The organism is Streptomyces sp. JLBG701, from assembly GCF_058544905.1.
Genome location: NZ_CM178588.1, coordinates 3,451,446 through 3,469,855 on the forward strand (window position 1 = coordinate 3,451,446; position 18,410 = coordinate 3,469,855).

18 protein-coding genes are annotated in these 18,410 nt (G+C 70.0%); 12 read left to right on the forward strand and 6 right to left on the reverse strand.

The genetic code is table 11. From position 1 onward, the window contains the following. The first annotated feature begins 289 nt into the window (after window positions 1-289). The 8 genes from AC5DRG_RS15735 (at window position 290) to AC5DRG_RS15770 (ending at window position 8,287) form a co-directional block, all read left to right on the forward strand. The gene (locus AC5DRG_RS15735; protein WP_491811121.1) at window positions 290-1,495 is read left to right on the forward strand and encodes an SCO2321 family membrane protein; all 1,206 of its coding nucleotides are present in this window, start codon (window positions 290-292) and stop codon (window positions 1,493-1,495) included. Next, window positions 1,495-2,121 carry an SCO2322 family protein gene (locus tag AC5DRG_RS15740; protein WP_491813052.1) on the forward strand — a complete coding sequence of 209 codons (627 nt, stop codon included), beginning with the start codon at window positions 1,495-1,497 and terminating at the stop codon, window positions 2,119-2,121. Before AC5DRG_RS15735 ends, AC5DRG_RS15740 begins: the two co-directional genes overlap by 1 nt. Beyond that, complete coding sequence (locus tag AC5DRG_RS15745) at window positions 2,111-3,187, forward strand: CbiQ family ECF transporter T component (protein ID WP_491811122.1); 1,077 nt, start codon at window positions 2,111-2,113, stop codon at window positions 3,185-3,187. The genes AC5DRG_RS15740 and AC5DRG_RS15745 overlap by 11 nt, the downstream gene beginning before the upstream one ends. Further along, window positions 3,184-4,788, forward strand: coding sequence for an ABC transporter ATP-binding protein (locus AC5DRG_RS15750; protein ID WP_491811123.1), 1,605 nt, complete (start codon window positions 3,184-3,186; stop codon window positions 4,786-4,788). The genes AC5DRG_RS15745 and AC5DRG_RS15750 overlap by 4 nt, the downstream gene beginning before the upstream one ends. Next, window positions 4,785-5,594 (forward strand): ECF transporter S component, encoded by an 810-nt coding sequence (locus AC5DRG_RS15755; RefSeq protein WP_491811124.1) that lies wholly within the window; start codon window positions 4,785-4,787, stop codon window positions 5,592-5,594. The genes AC5DRG_RS15750 and AC5DRG_RS15755 overlap by 4 nt, the downstream gene beginning before the upstream one ends. A gap of 316 nt (window positions 5,595-5,910) precedes the next feature. After that, window positions 5,911-6,333 (forward strand): aggregation-promoting factor C-terminal-like domain-containing protein, encoded by a 423-nt coding sequence (locus AC5DRG_RS15760; protein ID WP_491811125.1) that lies wholly within the window; start codon window positions 5,911-5,913, stop codon window positions 6,331-6,333. Window positions 6,334-6,425: 92 nt separating this feature from the next. Next, complete coding sequence (locus AC5DRG_RS15765; RefSeq protein WP_491811126.1) at window positions 6,426-7,109, forward strand: YoaK family protein; 684 nt, start codon at window positions 6,426-6,428, stop codon at window positions 7,107-7,109. A gap of 146 nt (window positions 7,110-7,255) precedes the next feature. Then, a complete protein-coding gene (locus tag AC5DRG_RS15770; RefSeq protein ID WP_491811127.1) occupies window positions 7,256-8,287 on the forward strand; it encodes a medium chain dehydrogenase/reductase family protein in 1,032 nt (343 codons plus the stop codon). 127 nt (window positions 8,288-8,414) lie between these two features. Here AC5DRG_RS15770 and AC5DRG_RS15775 read toward each other — a convergent pair whose 3' ends face one another. Further along, window positions 8,415-9,650 (reverse strand): cytochrome P450, encoded by a 1,236-nt coding sequence (locus AC5DRG_RS15775; RefSeq protein ID WP_491811128.1) that lies wholly within the window; start codon window positions 9,648-9,650, stop codon window positions 8,415-8,417. Between the two features lie 294 nt (window positions 9,651-9,944). Here AC5DRG_RS15775 and AC5DRG_RS15780 point away from each other — a divergent pair, with 294 nt between their 5' ends. Further along, the gene (locus tag AC5DRG_RS15780; RefSeq protein WP_491811129.1) at window positions 9,945-11,114 is read left to right on the forward strand and encodes a steroid 3-ketoacyl-CoA thiolase; all 1,170 of its coding nucleotides are present in this window, start codon (window positions 9,945-9,947) and stop codon (window positions 11,112-11,114) included. Window positions 11,115-11,193: 79 nt separating this feature from the next. After that, window positions 11,194-11,442, forward strand: a complete 249-nt coding sequence (locus AC5DRG_RS15785) for a hypothetical protein (RefSeq protein WP_491811130.1) — start codon at window positions 11,194-11,196, stop codon at window positions 11,440-11,442. Here AC5DRG_RS15785 and AC5DRG_RS15790 read toward each other — a convergent pair. Then, the gene (locus tag AC5DRG_RS15790) at window positions 11,426-11,608 is read right to left on the reverse strand and encodes a DUF397 domain-containing protein (protein ID WP_491811131.1); all 183 of its coding nucleotides are present in this window, start codon (window positions 11,606-11,608) and stop codon (window positions 11,426-11,428) included. The two genes, AC5DRG_RS15785 and AC5DRG_RS15790, sit on opposite strands and share 17 nt — an antisense overlap. Window positions 11,609-11,729: 121 nt before the next feature. Here AC5DRG_RS15790 and AC5DRG_RS15795 point away from each other — a divergent pair, with 121 nt between their 5' ends. Then, a complete protein-coding gene (locus tag AC5DRG_RS15795) occupies window positions 11,730-12,773 on the forward strand; it encodes a S66 family peptidase (RefSeq protein ID WP_491811132.1) in 1,044 nt (347 codons plus the stop codon). A gap of 68 nt (window positions 12,774-12,841) precedes the next feature. Here AC5DRG_RS15795 and AC5DRG_RS15800 read toward each other — a convergent pair whose 3' ends face one another. Further along, the gene (locus AC5DRG_RS15800; RefSeq protein WP_491811133.1) at window positions 12,842-13,498 is read right to left on the reverse strand and encodes a DUF1707 SHOCT-like domain-containing protein; all 657 of its coding nucleotides are present in this window, start codon (window positions 13,496-13,498) and stop codon (window positions 12,842-12,844) included. Window positions 13,499-13,773: 275 nt separating this feature from the next. Between AC5DRG_RS15800 and AC5DRG_RS15805 the strand changes: the two genes are divergently transcribed. After that, window positions 13,774-14,250, forward strand: coding sequence for a hypothetical protein (locus tag AC5DRG_RS15805; protein ID WP_491811134.1), 477 nt, complete (start codon window positions 13,774-13,776; stop codon window positions 14,248-14,250). A gap of 43 nt (window positions 14,251-14,293) precedes the next feature. Here AC5DRG_RS15805 and AC5DRG_RS15810 read toward each other — a convergent pair whose 3' ends face one another. The 3 genes from AC5DRG_RS15810 to AC5DRG_RS15820 all read right to left on the reverse strand — a co-directional run bounded on the left by AC5DRG_RS15810 (window position 14,294) and on the right by AC5DRG_RS15820 (window position 18,385). Then, complete coding sequence (locus tag AC5DRG_RS15810; protein ID WP_491811135.1) at window positions 14,294-14,719, reverse strand: nuclear transport factor 2 family protein; 426 nt, start codon at window positions 14,717-14,719, stop codon at window positions 14,294-14,296. A gap of 110 nt (window positions 14,720-14,829) precedes the next feature. Then, on the reverse strand, window positions 14,830-15,687 hold the full coding sequence (locus tag AC5DRG_RS15815) for an LLM class flavin-dependent oxidoreductase (RefSeq protein ID WP_491811136.1): 858 nt from the start codon (window positions 15,685-15,687) through the stop codon (window positions 14,830-14,832). Window positions 15,688-15,826: 139 nt separating this feature from the next. Further along, entirely contained in the window at window positions 15,827-18,385 is a 2,559-nt protein-coding gene (locus AC5DRG_RS15820; RefSeq protein WP_491811137.1) for an AfsR/SARP family transcriptional regulator, read from the reverse strand. Window positions 18,386-18,410: the final 25 nt, after the last annotated feature.

An 18,410-nucleotide genomic window follows, 5' to 3' on the forward strand; every position in this document is an offset into this window, starting at 1 on the left:
GAACCTACCCGTCACTTCACAGGCGGCCCTCAGGCTCCCAGTTACGGGCCGGTACAGTGGCCAGGTCGTCATCACACCCGTACGGGGGGAAGCCGGTGTAATTCCGGCGCTGACCCGCAACCGTGAGCAGCCCACGCTGTGAGCCGGACTGCCCCGCGCGAACGTGACCGGCTCAGGCACATCGGCCGTCCGTCGGTGTGCGGCACCGTCGAGGCATACGGAGCCGAGCCGCCCGGGGGTGTCCCCTGTGCTGCGCCCGGCTCCCCGCAGGGGAAGGCATCCGCCGATCATGAACGTCCGCCGCAGCGCCGCGGTTCTGGCCGCCAGTGTCGTGATCGGGGCAGCCGCGCCCGCCGTCGCCGCCAGTCCGTCACCGTCGCCGTCCGTCGCGATCCCCTCCGGGTTGTACGGCACCACCGACCCGACGTACGACGGCGTCTGGCGCCAGTCGCTGGCCCTGCTCGCGCAGGACACCGTGGGTGTGAAGCCCGCCGCCGAGGCCGTGGACTGGCTGACCGGGCAGCAGTGCGAGAACGGGGCGTTCGCCGCCTTCCGCGCCGACCCCACCACGGCCTGCGACGCCAAGCTCATGGTCGACACCAACAGCACGGGCGCCGCCGTCCAGGCCCTCGCCGCGCTCGGCGGGCACGACACCGAGACCGGCACGGCGGTCGCCTGGCTGAAGTCCGTGCAGAACACGGACGGCGGCTGGGGCTACAACGCGGGCGGGGCGAGTGACACCAACTCGACTTCCGTCGTCATCGGGGCGCTGGCCGCCGTAGGAGAGAAGGCGGGGGAGGTCCTCAAGGACGGTCAGTCTCCGTACGACGCCCTGCAGAAGCTCGTCCTCCCCTGCAAGGGCGACGACCCGGGCGCCTTCGCCTACCAGCCGGACAAGGACGGCGAACTCGCTCCCAACGCGAACGCGGACGCCACCGCGGCCGGTGTCGTCGGCGCGCTCGGCGAGGGGCTGGTCGTGGAGCCCGGTAAGGCGGCCGACCCGGCGGTCTGCGTCGACGGTGGCTATCCGGCTCCGCAGCAGGCCGCCGCCAACGGTGCCTCCTATCTGGCGAAGGCGGTCGCGAAGGACGGCTACGTGGTCGCGCCCCTCGCCGGGGCCGACGACCAGCCCGACTACGGCAACACCGCCGACGCCGTCGTCGCGCTCGCCGCACAGGGCGGGGCCGCGCAGGCGAAGAAACCCCTGGCGTGGCTGGAGAAGAACTCCGCAGCCTGGGCGAAGCAGAGCGGCCCCGCCGCCTACGCCGCGCTGATCTTCGCCGCCCACGCCACCGGCACCGACCCGCGCGACTTCGGCGGCGCCGACCTCGTGCAGCAGCTCAACGCGACCGGGCCGACCCCGCAGACGGTGGCCGCTGAGGAGAGCGGCGAGAAGTCCGGCAACAGCGTCTGGTACATCGTCGGCGTCGGTCTCGTCGCCGGTATCGGCGTCGGCTTCCTGATCAGCGGCCGCAACAAGAGGCAGCAGCCGTGATCCGACGCCGTGCCGCCGCGCTGCTGCTGGCCGCGGTGACCCTCCTGGTGGGGTTCACGGGCCAGGCTCAGGCCGCCGGTTACCGCTACTGGTCCTTCTGGGAGCGGGACGGCAGCGCCTGGACGTACGCCACCCAGGGCCCGTCGACCGCCCGCCCCTCCGACGGCGACGTCCAGGGCCTCCGCTTCTCGGTGAGCGAGGACTCCGGCGACGCGGCGCAGCCACGCGGCACGGCGGACTTCGCGACGATCTGCGCGAAGACTCCGGCGCGGGACGGCAGGAAGCGGGTGGCGCTGGTCATCGACTTCGGTACGACGGCCGACGCCCCGTCCGGCGAAACCCCACCCGACGGTCGTACGGCCTGCGCCCTCGTCCCACCCGACGCGACTACGGCAGAAGCCCTGGCCACGGTGGCGAAGCCACTGCGCTACGACACCAACGCCCTGCTGTGCGCGATCGCGGGGTACCCGGAGTCGGGCTGCGGGGAGCAGGTGACGGCGGAGGAGCAGGAGAAGAAGTCGATGAGTGACGGTCCGTCAATAGGCCTGCTCGCTGGAGCAGTTGTGGTGGCTCTCCTGGGCGCGGCAGCCGTATGGCAGACCCGACGGCGCCGACATGCGTCCTAGGTCCGCCCTCCACCCCGGCGCCTGGTGGCTCTGGTCCCTCGGTCTGGGCACCGCCGCCACCCACACCACCAACCCCCTCCTCCTCACCCTCCTCATCGCCACTTCCGCCTATGTCGTGGCGACCCACCGCACCCCCACCCCCTGGTCCCACTCCTACGCCGCCTTCTTCAAGCTCGCCCTCGCCGTCCTCGCCATCCGTCTCCTCTTCACCGTCGTCCTCGGCTCCCCCATCCCCGGCACCCACGTGATCGTCACCCTCCCCGAACTCCCCCTCCCCACCTGGGCCCAGGGCATCCGCCTGGGCGGCAAGGTCACCACGGAGGGCCTCCTCAAGTCCCTCTACGACGGCCTCAAACTGGCCACTCTCCTCATCTGCGTGGGCGCCGCGAACGCCCTCGCCAACCCGGCCCGTCTCCTCAAGTCCCTCCCGGCAGCCCTGTACGAGACCGGCGTCGCGGTGGTCGTGGCCCTCACCTTCGCGCCGAATCTCATCGCCGACGTCCAGCGCCTGCGCGCCGCCCGCCGTCTGCGTGGCCGCCCCGACCGGGGCATCCGGGGTCTGCTGCACGTAGGACTCCCGGTCCTGGAGGGCGCGTTGGAGCGTTCGGTCGCCCTCGCCGCCGCGATGGACGCGCGCGGATACGGCCGTACAGCCGATGTCCCGGCCACCGTCCGCCGTACGACCACCGCCCTCACGCTCGGCGGCCTGCTCGGCGTCTGCGCGGGAACGTACGGGCTGCTGACAGCCGAAGGCGGCACGTACGGCCTGCCGCTGCTGCTCGCCGGAGTGGTCGCGGCGCTGGCCGGACTCCGGCTGGGAGGCCGCCGTTCGCTGCGCACGCGCTACCGTCCGGACCCCTGGGACGTCCGCGCCTGGCTGGTCACGGCGTCCGGCGCCGCCGTCGCCGCGCTGCTCACGCTCGCCGCGTCCGCCGACCCGGCGGCACTGAACCCCGGGGTGGTTCCCCCGACTTCGCCCACCCTCCCGCTCTGGCCCATGGCCGCCGTACTCCTGGGCCTGCTCCCCGCGTTCGTCGTCCCCGCCCCCGCAAAGGAGCCGTCGTGATCCGCTTCGAGGATGTCTCCGTGACGTACGACGGAGCGGCTCAACCCGCCGTCCAGGGCGTGGACTTCACCGTCCCGGAGGGTGAACTCGTGCTGCTGGTCGGCCCGTCGGGGGTCGGCAAGTCGACCGTTCTCGGTGCGGTGAGCGGGCTCGTGCCGCACTTCACCGGCGGCACCCTGCGCGGCCGCGTCACGGTGGCCGGCCGGGACACCCGTACGCACAAGCCGCGTGAACTGGCCGACGTGGTGGGCACGGTGGGCCAGGATCCGCTCTCCCACTTCGTCACGGACACCGTCGAGGACGAACTCGCCTACGGCATGGAGTCGTTGGGACTGCCACCCGAAGTGATGCGGCGCCGCGTGGAGGAGACCCTCGACCTCCTGGGCCTCGCCGACCTGCGTGACCGCCCGATCGCCACCCTCTCCGGCGGGCAGCAGCAGCGGGTCGCGATCGGCTCGGTCCTCACCCCGCATCCCAGGGTCCTGGTCCTCGACGAACCCACCTCCGCGCTCGACCCGGCCGCGGCGGAGGAGGTCCTCGCCGTCCTCCAGCGCCTCGTCCACGACCTCGGCACGACGGTTCTCATGGCCGAACACCGCCTGGAACGCGTCATCCAGTACGCCGACCAGGTCGCCCTCCTCCCCGGCCCGGGAGCGGCACCGGTGCTGGGCACGCCGGCCGAGGTGATGGCCGTATCGCCGGTGTATCCGCCGGTGGTGGGCCTGGGCCGGCTGGCGGGCTGGTCCCCGCTGCCCCTGACGGTCCGGGACGCGCGCCGACGGGCGGTGGACCTGCGGGAACGGCTGCCACGGCAATCCCCGGCGATCGCCGGGCCGCCCCCAACTCCCGTACAAACAGCCGCAGTCCGCTCCCTCGCCGTCCGCCGCGACCGCGTCCAGGCGCTCCGTCACGTCGACCTCACCGTCTCCTCCGGCGAGACGATCGCCCTGATGGGCCGCAACGGCGCTGGAAAATCAACCCTGTTGGGCGCGCTGGTCGGCCTCGTCGAACCCTCCGCCGGAACCGTCCGGGTGGGCGGCGCCGCACCCCACAGGACGCGCCCGCGTGACCTCGTACGCCGTGTCGGTCTCGTCCCGCAGGAACCCCGCGATCTCCTGTACGCCGACACGGTCGCCGCCGAGTGCGCGGCAGCCGACGACGACGCGGGCGCGGCCCCCGGCAGCTGCCGCGAGCTGGTGTCGGAGCTGCTCCCGGGCATCACCGACGGCATCCACCCCCGCGACCTCTCCGAGGGCCAGCGCCTCACGCTCGCCCTGGCGGTCGTACTGACGGCACGCCCTCCCCTGCTCCTCCTGGACGAACCGACCCGTGGCCTGGACTACGCGGCGAAGGCCCGTCTGGTCACCGTCCTGCGCGGCCTCGCGGCGGAGGGGCATGCCGTGGTCCTGGCCACGCACGACGTGGAGCTGGCCGCCGAGCTCGCCCACCGGGTCGTCCTCCTCGCGGAGGGTGAGGTGATCGCCGACGGTCCGACGGCCGAGGTGGTCGTCTCGTCACCGTCCTTCGCCCCGCAGGTGGCCAAGATCCTGGCCCCGCTGCCGTGGCTCACGGTCGCCCAGGTGAGGCAGGCGCTCTCATGACCCGCGCGGTCCGCCTGGGCCCCCGCTCCATAGCGACACTCGCCCTGGTGAGCACGGTCGGCGTGGCCTCGCTCGGCTGGCCCTTCCTCGCGCCGCCCACCTCCACGGTGAGCGCACACGCACAAGACGCCCCGTGGCTCTTCGCGGGTCTGCTAATCCTGCTGGTGGCCGTCGTGGCGGCGACGATCTCGGAGTCGGGGCTGGGCCCCAAGGCGGTCGCGACGCTGGGCGTGCTGGCCGCGACGGGGGCGGCGCTGCGGCCGCTCGGCGCGGGGACGGCGGGGATCGAGCCGATGTTCTTCCTGCTGATCCTGAGCGGGCGCGTGCTCGGCGCGGGCTTCGGTTTCGTGCTCGGCTCGGTCACGATGTTCGCGTCGGCGCTGCTGACGGGCGGGGTGGGGCCCTGGCTGCCGTTCCAGATGCTGGCGATGGGCTGGTTCACGATGGGCGCGGGCCTGCTCCCGGGCCTGGACAGGCTGCGCGGCCGCGCCGAGGTCGCGCTCCTCGCCGCGTACGGATTTCTGGCCGCCTTCGCCTACGGCACGGTGATGAACCTGGCGGGCTGGCCCTTCATGGGCGCCCTCGCCTCGAACATCGCCTTCGACCCGCACGCCGAGGTCCCCGCCAACCTGGCCCGCTTCCTCGCGTACTGCCTGGCGACCTCGCTGGGCTGGGACCTGGGCCGGGCCGTGGTGACCGTCGTACTCACCCTCCTCCTCGGCCCGACGGTCCTGAAGGCGCTGCGCCGGGCCACGCGGCGGGCGGCGTTCGAGACGCCGGTCACGTTCGACGCACCCTCTGCGTGAGGGGCGACGCACCGGCCGTTACTGGAGCCGTGAACCACCCCACATGACGTGAGTCACTTACGAAGGGGAGTAGTAGCGCAAACACATGGCATGTGCACAACTAAACAGCCTCTGACCTGCGGCTTGAGAGCCACGTCACACGTGGGACTTTTGCCCCTCATGCGACCACAACTAGTAAAAGGGGTCATTGCGGACGGGCCGCCGGTTTGTTTCTCTGGAGCAGTCGCACGGCGCCGACGAGCCCCCACGGGCCTCGGCGCCGCCGCATGTCCCAGACATACGGCGACCGCCCTGTCCCCGAAGAAATAGGTTCTCCGTGTCCGTCTCCACCATCCTCCGCAGCGTCGCCTCCCCGAAGAAGGCCCTCACCACCGCCGTCGTGGCCACCGCCGCCGTCGGCATGGCCCTGACGGCCGCCCCGGCCCAGGCCGCGACCTCCGTCGCCTCGGCCTCCGAGGCGAAGGCGATCGCGCAGAAGATGATCCCGGACGCCGCCCAGTACAAGGCGTTCAGCAACATCGTCGAGCACGAGAGCGGCTGGGACGTCGACGCCACCAACGCCTCCTCCGGCGCCTACGGCCTCGTCCAGGCCCTGCCCGGCTCGAAGATGGCCTCGGCCGGCTCGGACTGGAAGACCAGCGCCGAGACCCAGATCGAGTGGGGCCTCGACTACATGAACTCCCGCTACGGCAGCCCGACCGGCGCCTGGAGCTTCTGGCAGGCCAACGGCTGGTACTGATCCGGCCCCCACACACGCGAAGGCGGCGACCCCCGATCCCCGGGGTCGCCGCCTTCGTCGTGTCCGCGTCCCGGCCGTGGTCGACTGGGGCGATGAGCGCCAAGACGCAGGCCTACGACCCCGAGGCGCGCGGACTCCGGCTGGTGCCCGTTCTGCTCGTGCTGACCGTGGTCAGCGGGCTGATCGACGCCGTCAGTTATCTGGGGCTCGGTCATGTCTTCACCGCGAACATGACCGGCAACGTGGTGGTCCTGGGCTTCGCCGCCGCCGGGGCGCCCGGCTTCTCCGTGACGCACACACTGACGTCCCTCGGGTCCTTCCTGGCAGGCGCGGTCGTCGGCGGCCGGATCGCGGTGCGGCTCGGAGGTGGCTCGCGACGGACCTGGGCGCGGGTCACGCTCGCCGCCGAGGCGGTTCTGCTGGGCGCCTCGGCGGTCGTGGCGTTCGCGGCGCCGGGCGCCAGGGGCACGACGTACACGCTGATCGCGGTGACCGCCTTCGCGATGGGCATGCGCAACGCCACCGTCCGCAAGCTGGGCGTGCCCGACCTCACGACCACCGTCCTGACGATGACCCTGACCGGCCTGGCCGCCGACTCACGCCTCGCCGGCGGCTCCGCCTTTCACTCGCCCCGCCGTTCGGCCTCCGTGGTGGCGATGGCGGTGGGCGCCCTGATCGGCGCATTGCTGGTGGTGCACGTCAATCTGGGCGTTCCGCTGCTGGTCGCGGCGGCGATGGTGGCGGTGCTGGCCGTGGCGGCCTCCGGCCGGGAGTGAAGGTCGCCCTTCCGCACTTCCTCGGCACCCTCGTCGCCCTCACTCACGATAGTTAGAGGTTCTCACTGAGGTTATTGACAGTCACAGTGCGAGCGAGTTACAACTTCTAACGAACACGAAGGCACATAACTCTCATGGAGGCCGTCATGAACGCCGAAGCACTCGTCGAGATCGTCCTGCCGGGCAAGGTCGAGCCGGACGGGCTGGAGATCCGGCACGGAGCCGTCCCCGTCGCGGGACCTGGCCAGGTCGTCGTCCGCATGGAGGCGACGGGCGTCTCGTTCGCCGAGCAGCAGATGCGGCGAGGGCGCTACTACGACCAGCCGCCGTTCCCGTTCGTTCCGGGCTACGACGTGGTCGGCACGGTGCTGACAACCGGCGAGGGCGTCGACGCGGGCCTGGCCGGCAAGCGGGTGGCCGCGCTCCTCAAGGTGGGCGGCTGGGCCAGTCACGTCGTCGTCGACGCGGCGGACGTGGTGGAGGTGCCCGCCGGGGTCGGCGCGGCCGAGGCCGAGACCGTGGTCCTCAACGGCATCACCGCCTGGCAGATGCTGCACCGCAAGGCCCGTATCCGCTCCGGCCAGACGATCCTGGTGCACGGCGCCAACGGCGGCGTCGGCTCCGTCCTGGTCCAACTCGCCCACGCCGCCGGGGTGAAGGTCATCGGCACGGCGTCCGCCCGCCACCACGCCGCCCTGCGCGAACTCGGCGTCACCCCGATCGACTACCGCACCGAGGACATCCCGGCCCGCGTCCGCGAGCTCGCCCCCGGCGGGGTGGACGCCGTCTTCGACCACGTCGGCGGCCGCAGCGTCGTCGACTCCTGGAGCCTGCTCGCACCCGGCGGCACCCTCGTCTCGTACGGCAGTGCAGCCACCCGGGACGACGAGGGGTCGAAGCAGTTGCCCGTGCTGAAGATCCTCGGCCGGATGTGGCTGTGGAACGCCCTGCCCAACCGCCGCCGCGCCTACTTCTTCAACGTCTGGGCCGGCCGCGCCCTGGCCAAGGACCGGTTCCGGGCCCGTCTGCGCAGCGACCTGACCCAGCTCTTCGCCGCCCTCCAGCGCGGCGACGTCACGCCCGCGATCGCCGCCCAACTGCCGCTCGCCCGCGTCGCCGAGGCCATGCGGCTCGCCGAATCGGGCACGGTCGCCGGAAAGGTCGTACTGAACCCGTGACGCGGACACTGACGAGGTCCGTCACGGGGGAGGCAGGAACGGGGCGTAGGAGGGATGCTCCTGCCTCCCTCGGGACGGGCCGGCGGCGCCGGGAGGCCGCCGGCCCGAGCAACTGGATGCCGGTCAACTAGTCGGCGGTGACCTGGAGTTCCTTGACTCCGTTGATCCACGCCGAACGCAGGCGCCGGGGCTCACCCACCAGTCGCAGGGACGGCATCGCGTCGGCGATGGCGTTGAAGATCAGGTCGATCTCCAGGACGGCAAGGGACTTGCCGAGGCAGTAGTGCGGGCCTCCCCCGCCGAAGCCGAGGTGGGGGTTGGGATCGCGGGTGATGTCGAAGGTGTCGGGGTCGTCGAACACCGCGGGATCGTGATTCGCGGAGGCGTAGAAGATACCGACCCGGTCACCCTTCCTGATGAGCTTGCCGCCCAGTTCGGTGTCCTGAGTGGCCGTGCGCTGGAAGGAGTTGACCGGGGTGGCCCAGCGCACGATCTCCTCGGCGGCGGTGGCGGGACGCTCCGCCTTGTACAGCTCCCACTGCTCGGGATGGGTGAGGAAGGCGTGCATGCCGTGGGTGATGGCGTTGCGGGTGGTCTCGTTGCCGGCGACGGCCAGCATGAGCACGAAGAAGCCGAACTCGTCGGAGCCCAGGTTGCCTTCGTCCTCCGCCGCGACCAGCGTGCTGACGATGTCCTTCGCCGGGCACTGCTTGCGGTCGGCGGCCATGTTCATGGCGTAGGCGATGAGTTCGGCGGCCGACTGCTGGCCGACCTCTTCGGTGATCGCGACTTCCGGGTCGTCGTAGGAGATCATCTTGTTGGACCAGTCGAAGATCTTGGACCGGTCGTCCTGCGGGATGCCGATGAGCTCGGCGATGGCCTGGAGGGGCAGTTCGCTGGCGACCTGGGTGACGAAGTCGAAGGGGCCGTCGTGGGCGCGGGCCGTCTCGACGATCGCGTGGGCGCGGGTGCGCAGCCGCTCCTCCAGCGCGCGGATGGAGCGGGGCGTGAAGCCGCGTTGGATGATCTGGCGGACGCGGGTGTGTTCCGGCGGGTCCATGTTCAGCAGGATCAGGCGTTGCGCGTCGATCGCGTCCCGCTCGATGTGGTCGTTGAAGCGGATGACGGCGGTGTTGAGCATGGAGGAGTACAACTCCGGGTGGACGGAGACGTACTTGACGTCCTCGTGCCGGGTGACCGCCCAGTAGCCCTCGTCCTGGAAGCCGGCGATGTTCAGCGGCTGGGGGATCCAGCGGACCGGTTCGACCAGGCGGAGTTCGGCGAACTCCGGCAGGGGCACACGGTGGTGCAGCAGGTCGGGGTCGGTGAAGTCGAACCCGTCGGGCAGCGCTGGACAGGGCATACGGCGACTCCAGCTGTCTGATGTCTCTATCCGAGAGTCTCTATCTGACGGTCCATCAGGAACCGTGAGTTGCCGTGAAGGTAGTAACGGGTTCTATAAGTCGCAAGGGGTACGGCGCCTCGAATTGCGTGCGAGATTCGTGCAGATCACGAGTTCCGGGCGTGCAAGACCCTTGCGCCTGCGGACGCCCTGTCAGCAGACTGCAGACAGAACTAGAACACGTACTAGTTCAGCGTGGCGGGGCCGGCCGGGACGCCCCCGCGCCGCGCGGGTACCGGAGGAGAGGATCCCCCCATGGCCGCGGAACCCGTGATCGTCGAAGCCGTGCGCACCCCCATCGGCAAGCGCGGCGGAGCGCTCGCCAACCTGCATCCCGCCTATCTCCTGGGCGAGACCTACCGTGAACTCCTCGGCCGCACCGGCATGCCCGCCGACGCGGTCGAACAGATCGTCGGCGGCACGGTGACCCACGCCGGCGAGCAGTCGATGAACCCCGCGCGCACGGCCTGGCTGACCATGGGCCTGCCGTACGAGACGGCGGCGACGACGGTCGACTGCCAGTGCGGCTCCTCGCAGCAGGCCTCGCACATGGTGGCCAACATGGTCGCGGCGGGCGTGATCGACGTGGGCATCAGCTGCGGTGTCGAGGCGATGTCGCGGGTGCCGCTGGGGTCGGGGTCGAAGCACGGCCCGGGGAAGCCGTTCCCCGACGAGGCGAACGTGGACCTTCCCAACCAGTTCGAGGCGGCGGAGCGCATCGCGCGACTTCGGGGCCTGACACGCGAGAACGTCGACTCCCTCGGCCTCATCTCGCAGGAACGGGCCGCGATCGCCTGGTCGGAGGAACGGTTCAAGAGGGAGACGTTCGCCGTCCAGGTCCCCACGACGGAGGACGAACAGCGCGCCGGCCACGGCATGTGGCGCCTCGTCGACCGCGACGAGGGCCTGCGCGACACATCGATGGAGGTACTGGCGAAGCTGAAGCCGGTGATGCCGACGGCGATCCATACGGCGGGCAACTCGTCGCAGATCAGCGACGGCGCGGCGGCGATCATGTGGGCGTCGAAGCGGATGGCGCGAGCGCTGAAGCTACGACCGAGGGCACGGATAGTCGCCCAGGCGCTGGTGGGTGCGGACCCCCACTTCCACCTCGACGGCCCGATCGACGCCACGCGGGCGGTGCTCGGCAAGGCGGGCATGTCGCTGAAGGACATCGACCTCGTCGAGATCAACGAGGCCTTCGCATCCGTGGTGTTGAGCTGGGCCCAGGTCTTCGAACAGGACCTGGAGAAGGTCAACGTCAACGGCGGCGCGATCGCACTCGGCCATCCGGTGGGCTCGACGGGCGCCCGCCTGATCACGACGGCACTGCACGAACTGGAGCGCACGGACAAGGAGTTCGCGCTGGTGACGATGTGCGCGGGCGGCGGGCTGGCCACGGGGACGATCATCCAGCGGCTGTAGAGCCTGCGGGGCTCGCACAGTGGCCGGAACTATGGCCTCCGCCACAGCGGAAGTTGACGCGGCCTGATCAACTTGCCCGATGCTGATCAACGTAATCCTCCGCGTCCTGCCCTTCTACATCCGCGACCCGCTGATCATCGCCGTCAGCCTCTTCTTCGCCGGCCTGGGCCTCTACTGGTTCGCCACGGTAGGAGGCTGGCAAAGGGGCGGCATCGGCCTGCTGTTCCTGGCGGTCGCGGCCCTGCGCATCCACTTCTTCCGCAAGGAGTGGAGGGAATGGAGATCCCGCCGGGAGGCGAAGGCAGGGGGTGTCAGAGCGCAGGCCTAGCACCGCTCCAGGCAACGAAGCGACGAAACGCGTCGGGCCGGAAGGAGAGCACCGGCCCGGCGGGGTTCTTGGAGTCGCGGATGGCGAGGCATCGACCGGCACGGCCCTCGCCACGGATGGAACACGGGGCGCCGATGGGGGTGTTCGTGGTCACGGGACAGCCCACATGAACTCGACAGATGTCCCGTCTCGGACGGCTGTTGCTGGCGTGGCGGGGTGCTCTGTGCCGTCAACGAGCACCGGAATATTCCCTGGGGCGTCAGGCCACCGCCTCCTACGATCATCAGATGGCTGATCCCCGCTATCCCGCCAAGCCCCGCCCCGGAGACCGGGTCGCGGTGCTGTCCCCCTCCTCCGGTCTGCCCGGTCTCTTCCCTCTGCCCTACGAATTGGGGCTGCGCAGACTCCTGGAAGACTTTGGGCTGAAGGCAGTCGAATATCCGACGACCCGGAAGATGGGTGCCACGCCCGAGGAACGGGCCGCCGACATCCACGCGGCCTTTGCAGACCCCGGCATCAAGGCGGTGATCGCCAGCATCGGCGGCGACGACCAGATCACCGTCCTCCCGCACCTCGACCAGGCTCTCCTCCGCGCCAACACCAAGCCGTTCTTCGGCTACAGCGACAACACCAACCTGCTGCTGTTCCTGCGGAACCTGGGCATCGTCAGCTATCACGGCGGCTCAGTGATGGTCGAGCTCGGACGGCCCGGCGCGATGCACCCGATGACCGAGGACTCCCTCCGGTCGGCGTTGTTCACCTCAGGTGAGTACGAGCTCACCTCGTCGAGCACCTACGGGGACGTCAACCGCCCGTGGGATGACCCGCACACCTTCGAGTCCGAACCGGAAATGGAACCCGTCGACGGCTGGTCCTGGCACAACGGCGACCGGGTGGTCGAAGGCATCACCTGGGGCGGCAACCTGGAGATCATCTCCTGGCTGCTGATGGCTGACCGCGCCGTGCAACCGGTTGAGGCCTACGCCGACAACGTGTTGTTCCTGGAGACCTCCGAGGAAATGCCACGCGCCGAAGAGGTCTACCGGATCCTTCGGAACATGGGCGAACGAGGGCTGCTGCAACAGTTCCCCGCGCTGCTGATGGGCAGGGCCAAGAGCTGGTCGTTCGAGAACCCGCTCAGCACCCAAGAGAAGGCGGACTACCGCCGGCAACAGCGGGAGGCCGTCCTACGGGCTCTCCAGCAGTACGCCCCCGACACCATGGCGGTGTTCGACGTCGACCTCGGCCACACCGACCCGCAACTCGTCGTCCCCGTCGGAGGACGAATCCGGGTGGACGGCCCGGCACGCCGGATCATCGTCACCTACTGACAACGAGCTGGTCGAAGCCGCCGACGACAGACAGCTGGGCAAGGCCATCGCCCGCTAGCGGCGCGGAATCAAGCGCCTGCAGAAAGGGACGTGGGCCTGCGCAGCAGCCATTGCGCGAATGTCCGACGCGGGGGCCGCACCACCACGCGGCCGTGGGCCTTCTGACCGACCAGCTCCACTCGCAAGGTGACAGGCGTATCTGGATTCGTCGGAGTCTGACGGTACTTGACCCTGCTGTGTACCAGCTGCAGACCATCGGTATCGACCACGATGCCCGGCCTCGTGACCAGCGTCAGGGTCTTCCCCGTCATGCCCACGTCGATCCGCAAGGTGTCGTGCGTGATCACCGCGTCGGTGAAGTCAAGCGTCACCTCGCAGTACGTCACCGCGAGCTCCAGCCTTCGCGGTACCACCCAGCGCCCCACGCGTTCGACCGCGCCGCTGTGGACCTGTTCGATCCGAACCAGGTCCTTGGCCTCCGCTCCGGTCCCGCCGACCGTGGCTACGGGCGGCAGGTCAGCGGTGAGCACGGTCAGTTCGCTCAGAGTCCGCGCCGTCAGGGCGGCCTCCAGACGTTCGTCCAACTCGTCCGCGGTCAGCAAGCCGTCCCCCGCCGCGATACGCAGTACATCCACCACCCGGTCCCGGTCCGCGTGAGAGGCTCGCAGCTCGGGCGACGAGCCGGGGCCGGAGCGCTTCCCGGTGGGCGAAATCTCTCCCGACATGCTTCCGTCCTGGTCCTGTCGAACGTTTCCGCGCAACGCGGGCAGCGGCGCGAGTGGAAGACCAACGCTATATCGCGACATGAATCCCGGCTGAGCCTCTCACGGAGAGGCGACGGTCAGCGTCGATTCACGGCATGCGGCATCCATCATGCCGAGGCCCGGTCGCGGCAACAACCGCATCCCAGGGGCCAGTTCTCAGGGCCACAGTCGGTCCTTCTCCGGATGCCGCGACTCACCCCTCCCATGATCGGCACGACCTCTGGCACTGTTCGCGCATGAGCATCGTCCACCGTCGCCTCGCGGCAGCCGTGATTCTCCTGGAGTGTCTCGCGATCTGCGCGCTCGCCTGGCTCGTCACCCAGTTCGCGAGGGGGATGTGTCAGTTCAACCAGGCGGACGGTCGGAATCTCGACGACGACTGCGGACTCGCGGGCCCGGGCGGGGTGTTCTACGCGGTCGCGTTCGTGGCAGTGACAGGGCTGGCCTGGTGTGCCGTCGTACTCGCTTCCACCCGCGTGACGAAGCGGCTGCCGGGCCAGGTGACGGCGGCCAGCCTTGCCGCCGTCACCGTGCTCCAGGCGGGCGCGGCGCTCTGTCTCGCGGGGTTCCTGGTCGACGACGCGAGCGGTGGCTTCGTGCTGCTCCCGCTCGCGGAGTTCGCCGCCCTGCTCGCCGTGGGGTACGTCTTCGGCGTCGCCGGGCGACAGCTCATGACCGGCCGGGCGAACCGGGCGATCACTCCGCAGCCGTAGCGGCCCTTGTCGCTGCTGCGAGTGAGAGCGAGAGGCCAGGACCTTAGGGAGCGTCCTTCCGCAACGACGCGATGAGGCGGTCAAGGTCTCCGCGTGCCGTGTACGTGCGGATCGGGTCGATGATCTGACCGTCCCGGACACGCATGACGAAGACGCAGGGCACCTTGGCCATGGAGTCGTCCGGCAAAGTGAACTCATAGCCGAACTCGGCGACGATCACTTCAGGATCGGCGGTCTCGTGCACGACGACATCGACGACCCGCCTCTTCGGCAAGGACTCCCGAACTTCCGGCGGCACGGTGAAGTGCTCCTGGAGGGCGCGCCGACTCGTCAACGGCTTGGACTCCGGCGTCGCCATCGGATGCCGGACATCGGTGAACTCGCCGTACAGGTCAGGCAACTCGTCGAAGTTCCCGCCGGCGACCCCATGAACAAGCCGGAGAAACACCTCGCGCGGACTCGGACTCACAAGACCTCCCCAAGCAACACACACAGGATCTAGCGATCATTATCGCCTGATCCGTGCCGGGACCCTCGACAGACGACCCCCACTCCCCAAAGCACCGCCTACAACACTGCCTACAGCACCGCCTCGGCAAGGCGATCGACCTCTTCGAGGTCGGCGGTGGCCGGGTTGAATATCAGCTCGTCGACGCCGAGATCGGCGTAGATCTTCACCGTCTCGCGCAGCGACTCGGCGGTGGACTCCACCCCGGAGGCCATGGCGGCGGCGTTTTCGGCGCCGAGACTGGAGTAGTAGTCGTGCACATTGGCCCGGGCCGCGTCCGGGTCGCCGAAGGCGAAGTAGGACACCGCGACCAGTCGCGGTGCGCCGGCGCGGTCGGCGCGCTGCCAGGCGTCGCGGGCCTGTTGGAAGACGCCGGCCGCCATCCGGGCCGGGATCGCGGGGCCGACGTAGCCCTGTCCCAGTCGTGCCATGCGGGCGTACGCGGCGGGGGCGAAGGCGCCGAACAGCAGCGGGATTTCGCGGGTTCCGGCGGGCACCGCGGGGTTGTCGCCGCCAAGGGGCTTGCCGTTCCAGACCTGGCGGTAGATCTCGATGTCGGCGTCGAGTCGGCGTCCACGGCCGCGGTGACCGTGGCCGTCGGCCACGAAGTCGTCGGTGCGCTCGGGGGTGCCGACGCCCAGGCCGAGGGTGAGCCGGCCGCCGGAGACGCCATCGATGCCCGCGGCCTCCTTGGCCAGCAGGGCCGCAGGCCATACCGGTCCCAGCAGCACCGTGCTGATCAACCCGATTCTGCTCGTCGCGCCGGCTGCCGCGGCCAGTGCGACGGTGTCCATGACACCGGGGTAGGCGATACGGCCGTTCGTCGCAAGGCTGCTGAAACCCAGTTCCTCCCCTCGCGCCGCCCATTTCGGGAGGACGGGGGCGTGTAGGTCGCGCACCTGGTTGGGGAGTCCGATTCCGATCTGCATCAGTGTCCTCAGCGTCCTTCCTGCGGGCCGGCTCGATACCGGCCGAGTCGGATCACTGTGCCGAGCGCTGATCGACATCCGATCGACGGCGCGTGAAGGCGATGCGTGAGGGCAATACATTGTCGGCGGCGGTGCGGACTCAGTGCTGCTTCGCCGCGTGCTCCCGCAGGTGGTCGCTCACGTCGTAGACATGCTGTGCCGCGGCGATGTTCACCTCGGCCAGGTCCGAGCTCAGCGTGGTGAACAAGCGACCCACCTCGTGGAGGAAGTAGGCCGGACTGTTCGGATCGTCCTCCGCGCCGGCGACGGCTTCCGACTCGGCGAAGTACTCGACGGCCTCCGCATCCCGGCCCTGATCCGCCAGTACGACCGCCAGCAGCCGAGTGGACATGAAAAGTGCCAGCGTGTCGGCGCCGGCGCGTTCACGCCGGATCGCCTCGCGGAGGTCGGATTCCGCCGCTGTCAGATCACCGCGGATGAAGGCGAGCCAGGCACGCACATGCCAGGCATGCGCCCGCCACGCCGAGTCGTCGCCCAGGCCGGCCATCGCGACCGCCTGATCCGTGATCCGTTCCAGTTCCCGCTGATGCGCGGGCCCGGCGAAGAGTCCGCTCAACGCGATCACCGACAGTGAATTGACGACGATCTCCGAAGCGTCGGGGATGTCGCGCAGCACCCGGGCGAGCACCGAGATCAACAGTGTGTGCTCGGCCAGCAGCCAGGTACGCGCCGCGTCGGCGTCGGCGAACCGCAGTCCGGGCTGATGCGCGGCGGGCATGTGCGTGCCCAGCGAGCCGGCTTGCTCGGTCGCACTCATGGCCTGCAGCAGGGTGGCACGGAGGAACACCGCCAACCGCAGCAGCGCCGCCTCGCGCTCCGCGACGGGATCCTCGCGCTCGGCACGACGGGCGGCGAACGCCCGTACCAGATCGTGGAAGCGGTAACGGTCGGCCGAATGCGGTTCGAGCAGACCGGCTTCCACCAGATACTCAAGCTGGTCCTCGGTTTCGTGCTCGGGCTGTTCGAGCAGTACGGCCGCGACCGCGACCGGGAAATCGGCGGCATCGAGCAGCGCGCACAGGCGCATGGCCCGTGCCTGCGCGGGGGCGAGAGCCCGGTATCCGACCTGGAAGGTGGCCTCCACCGACACGCCTCCGGCACGCAACTCGTCGAGCCGGTGCTCCTCGGTGCGCAGTCGCTGCAACTGCGCACCGAGCCCCCGTCCGGGACGAGCCGCCGCACGGGCACCGATGATGCGCAACGCCAACGGCAACTGCCCGCAAGCGCTGACCAGTTCGAGCGCGAGTTCCGGGGCGGCGGCGATCTGGGCATCGCCGGTGAACCGGCCCAGCATGACCACCGCCTCCCCCTTGTCGGGCACCGGCACCTCGAAACGCGGTGCGCCCGGCGGTACGAGCGACCGGTGCCGACTCGTGATCAGCGCGGCGTTGCCCGGTGTGCCCGGGAGCAGCGGCGTCACCTGAGCGGTGTCGAACGCGTTGTCCAGGAGCACCAGAATCCGGCGATCAGCGGTCAAGGTTCGATACGCCCCGGCGCGGGCGGTGCGGGTCGCGGGGATCTCGGCGGCGGGCATGCCGAGTGCGAGCAGGAAATCGACCAACACGTCTGCGGGATCGGCGGGTTGGTCGCCGTCACCCCGCAGGTCCACATAGAGCTGCCCGTCCGGATAGTCGCCACGGATCCGGTGGGCGACGCGCAACGCGAGCGCGGTCTTCCCCACGCCGCCGATACCGCTGAGCACGGCGAGCGCGACCGCTTCCGTACTGGGCCGCAGCGCGATGTGGACACGCTCCTGCAGCCGTTCCCGGCCGACGAAGTCGCCCGGTGCCGGGGGGAGTTGCTGCGGGCGAGCGCCGATTGCCGCTGATACCGATTCACCTGGATGCGAGTCGACAGGGACGGAAACGGGGTCAGGAACAGGAACAGGCTCGTCGCCGCGGAGGATCCGTGCCTGCAACTCACGCAGCTCCGGCCCCGGATCCATGCCCAGTTCGGCCGCCATGGTCTCGCGGGCCACGGCGTAGACCGCCAGCGCTTCCGCCGCCCGCCCGGCGTTCTGCAACGCGCGCATACGCAGTGAGTACAAGTCCTCCCGCAGCGGATGGTCGGCGATCAGCGCGGACAGTTCCGTCGCCACGCGCGCGTGCTCACCCAGTTCATTGGCACACTCCAACTGCGCCACCTGGGCATTAAGTCGCAGATCGGCGAACCGTCGGCGATGCCGGTGCGCATAGGGGCCAGGCACTCCGGACAGCGGCTCCCCGGACCACAACGCCAGCGCGGCGTCGAACGCACGCAGGGCGGGGCCGGTCTCCCGCGCGGCGCGCAGTTCCTCGCCCTCACGTACGAGTCGCTCGAAACGCAGGGCGTCGACCGCCTGCTCCGGAATATCGAGCCGGTATCCGCCCGGCGTGGATTCCAGCCGGGAACGATCATCGCCCAGCATGATTCGGATGCGATAGACGTACGTCTGCACAGAGCGCACCGCGTTACCGGGTGGCTGTTCCCACAGCGCGTCGATGAAGTGGTCGAGCCCGCACTGGCGTCCTTCCCCGAGCAGCAGCCGCACCAGTACCGCACGCTGCAACGGGCTGCCCAGCTCCAGCTCAAGCCCGTCATGCCGGCCACTCAGCGGCCCCAGCAGCCGAAACCCGAACCCTTCCACCGCTGTCACCACGCGGCAGAGTTTAACTGGCCGTCCG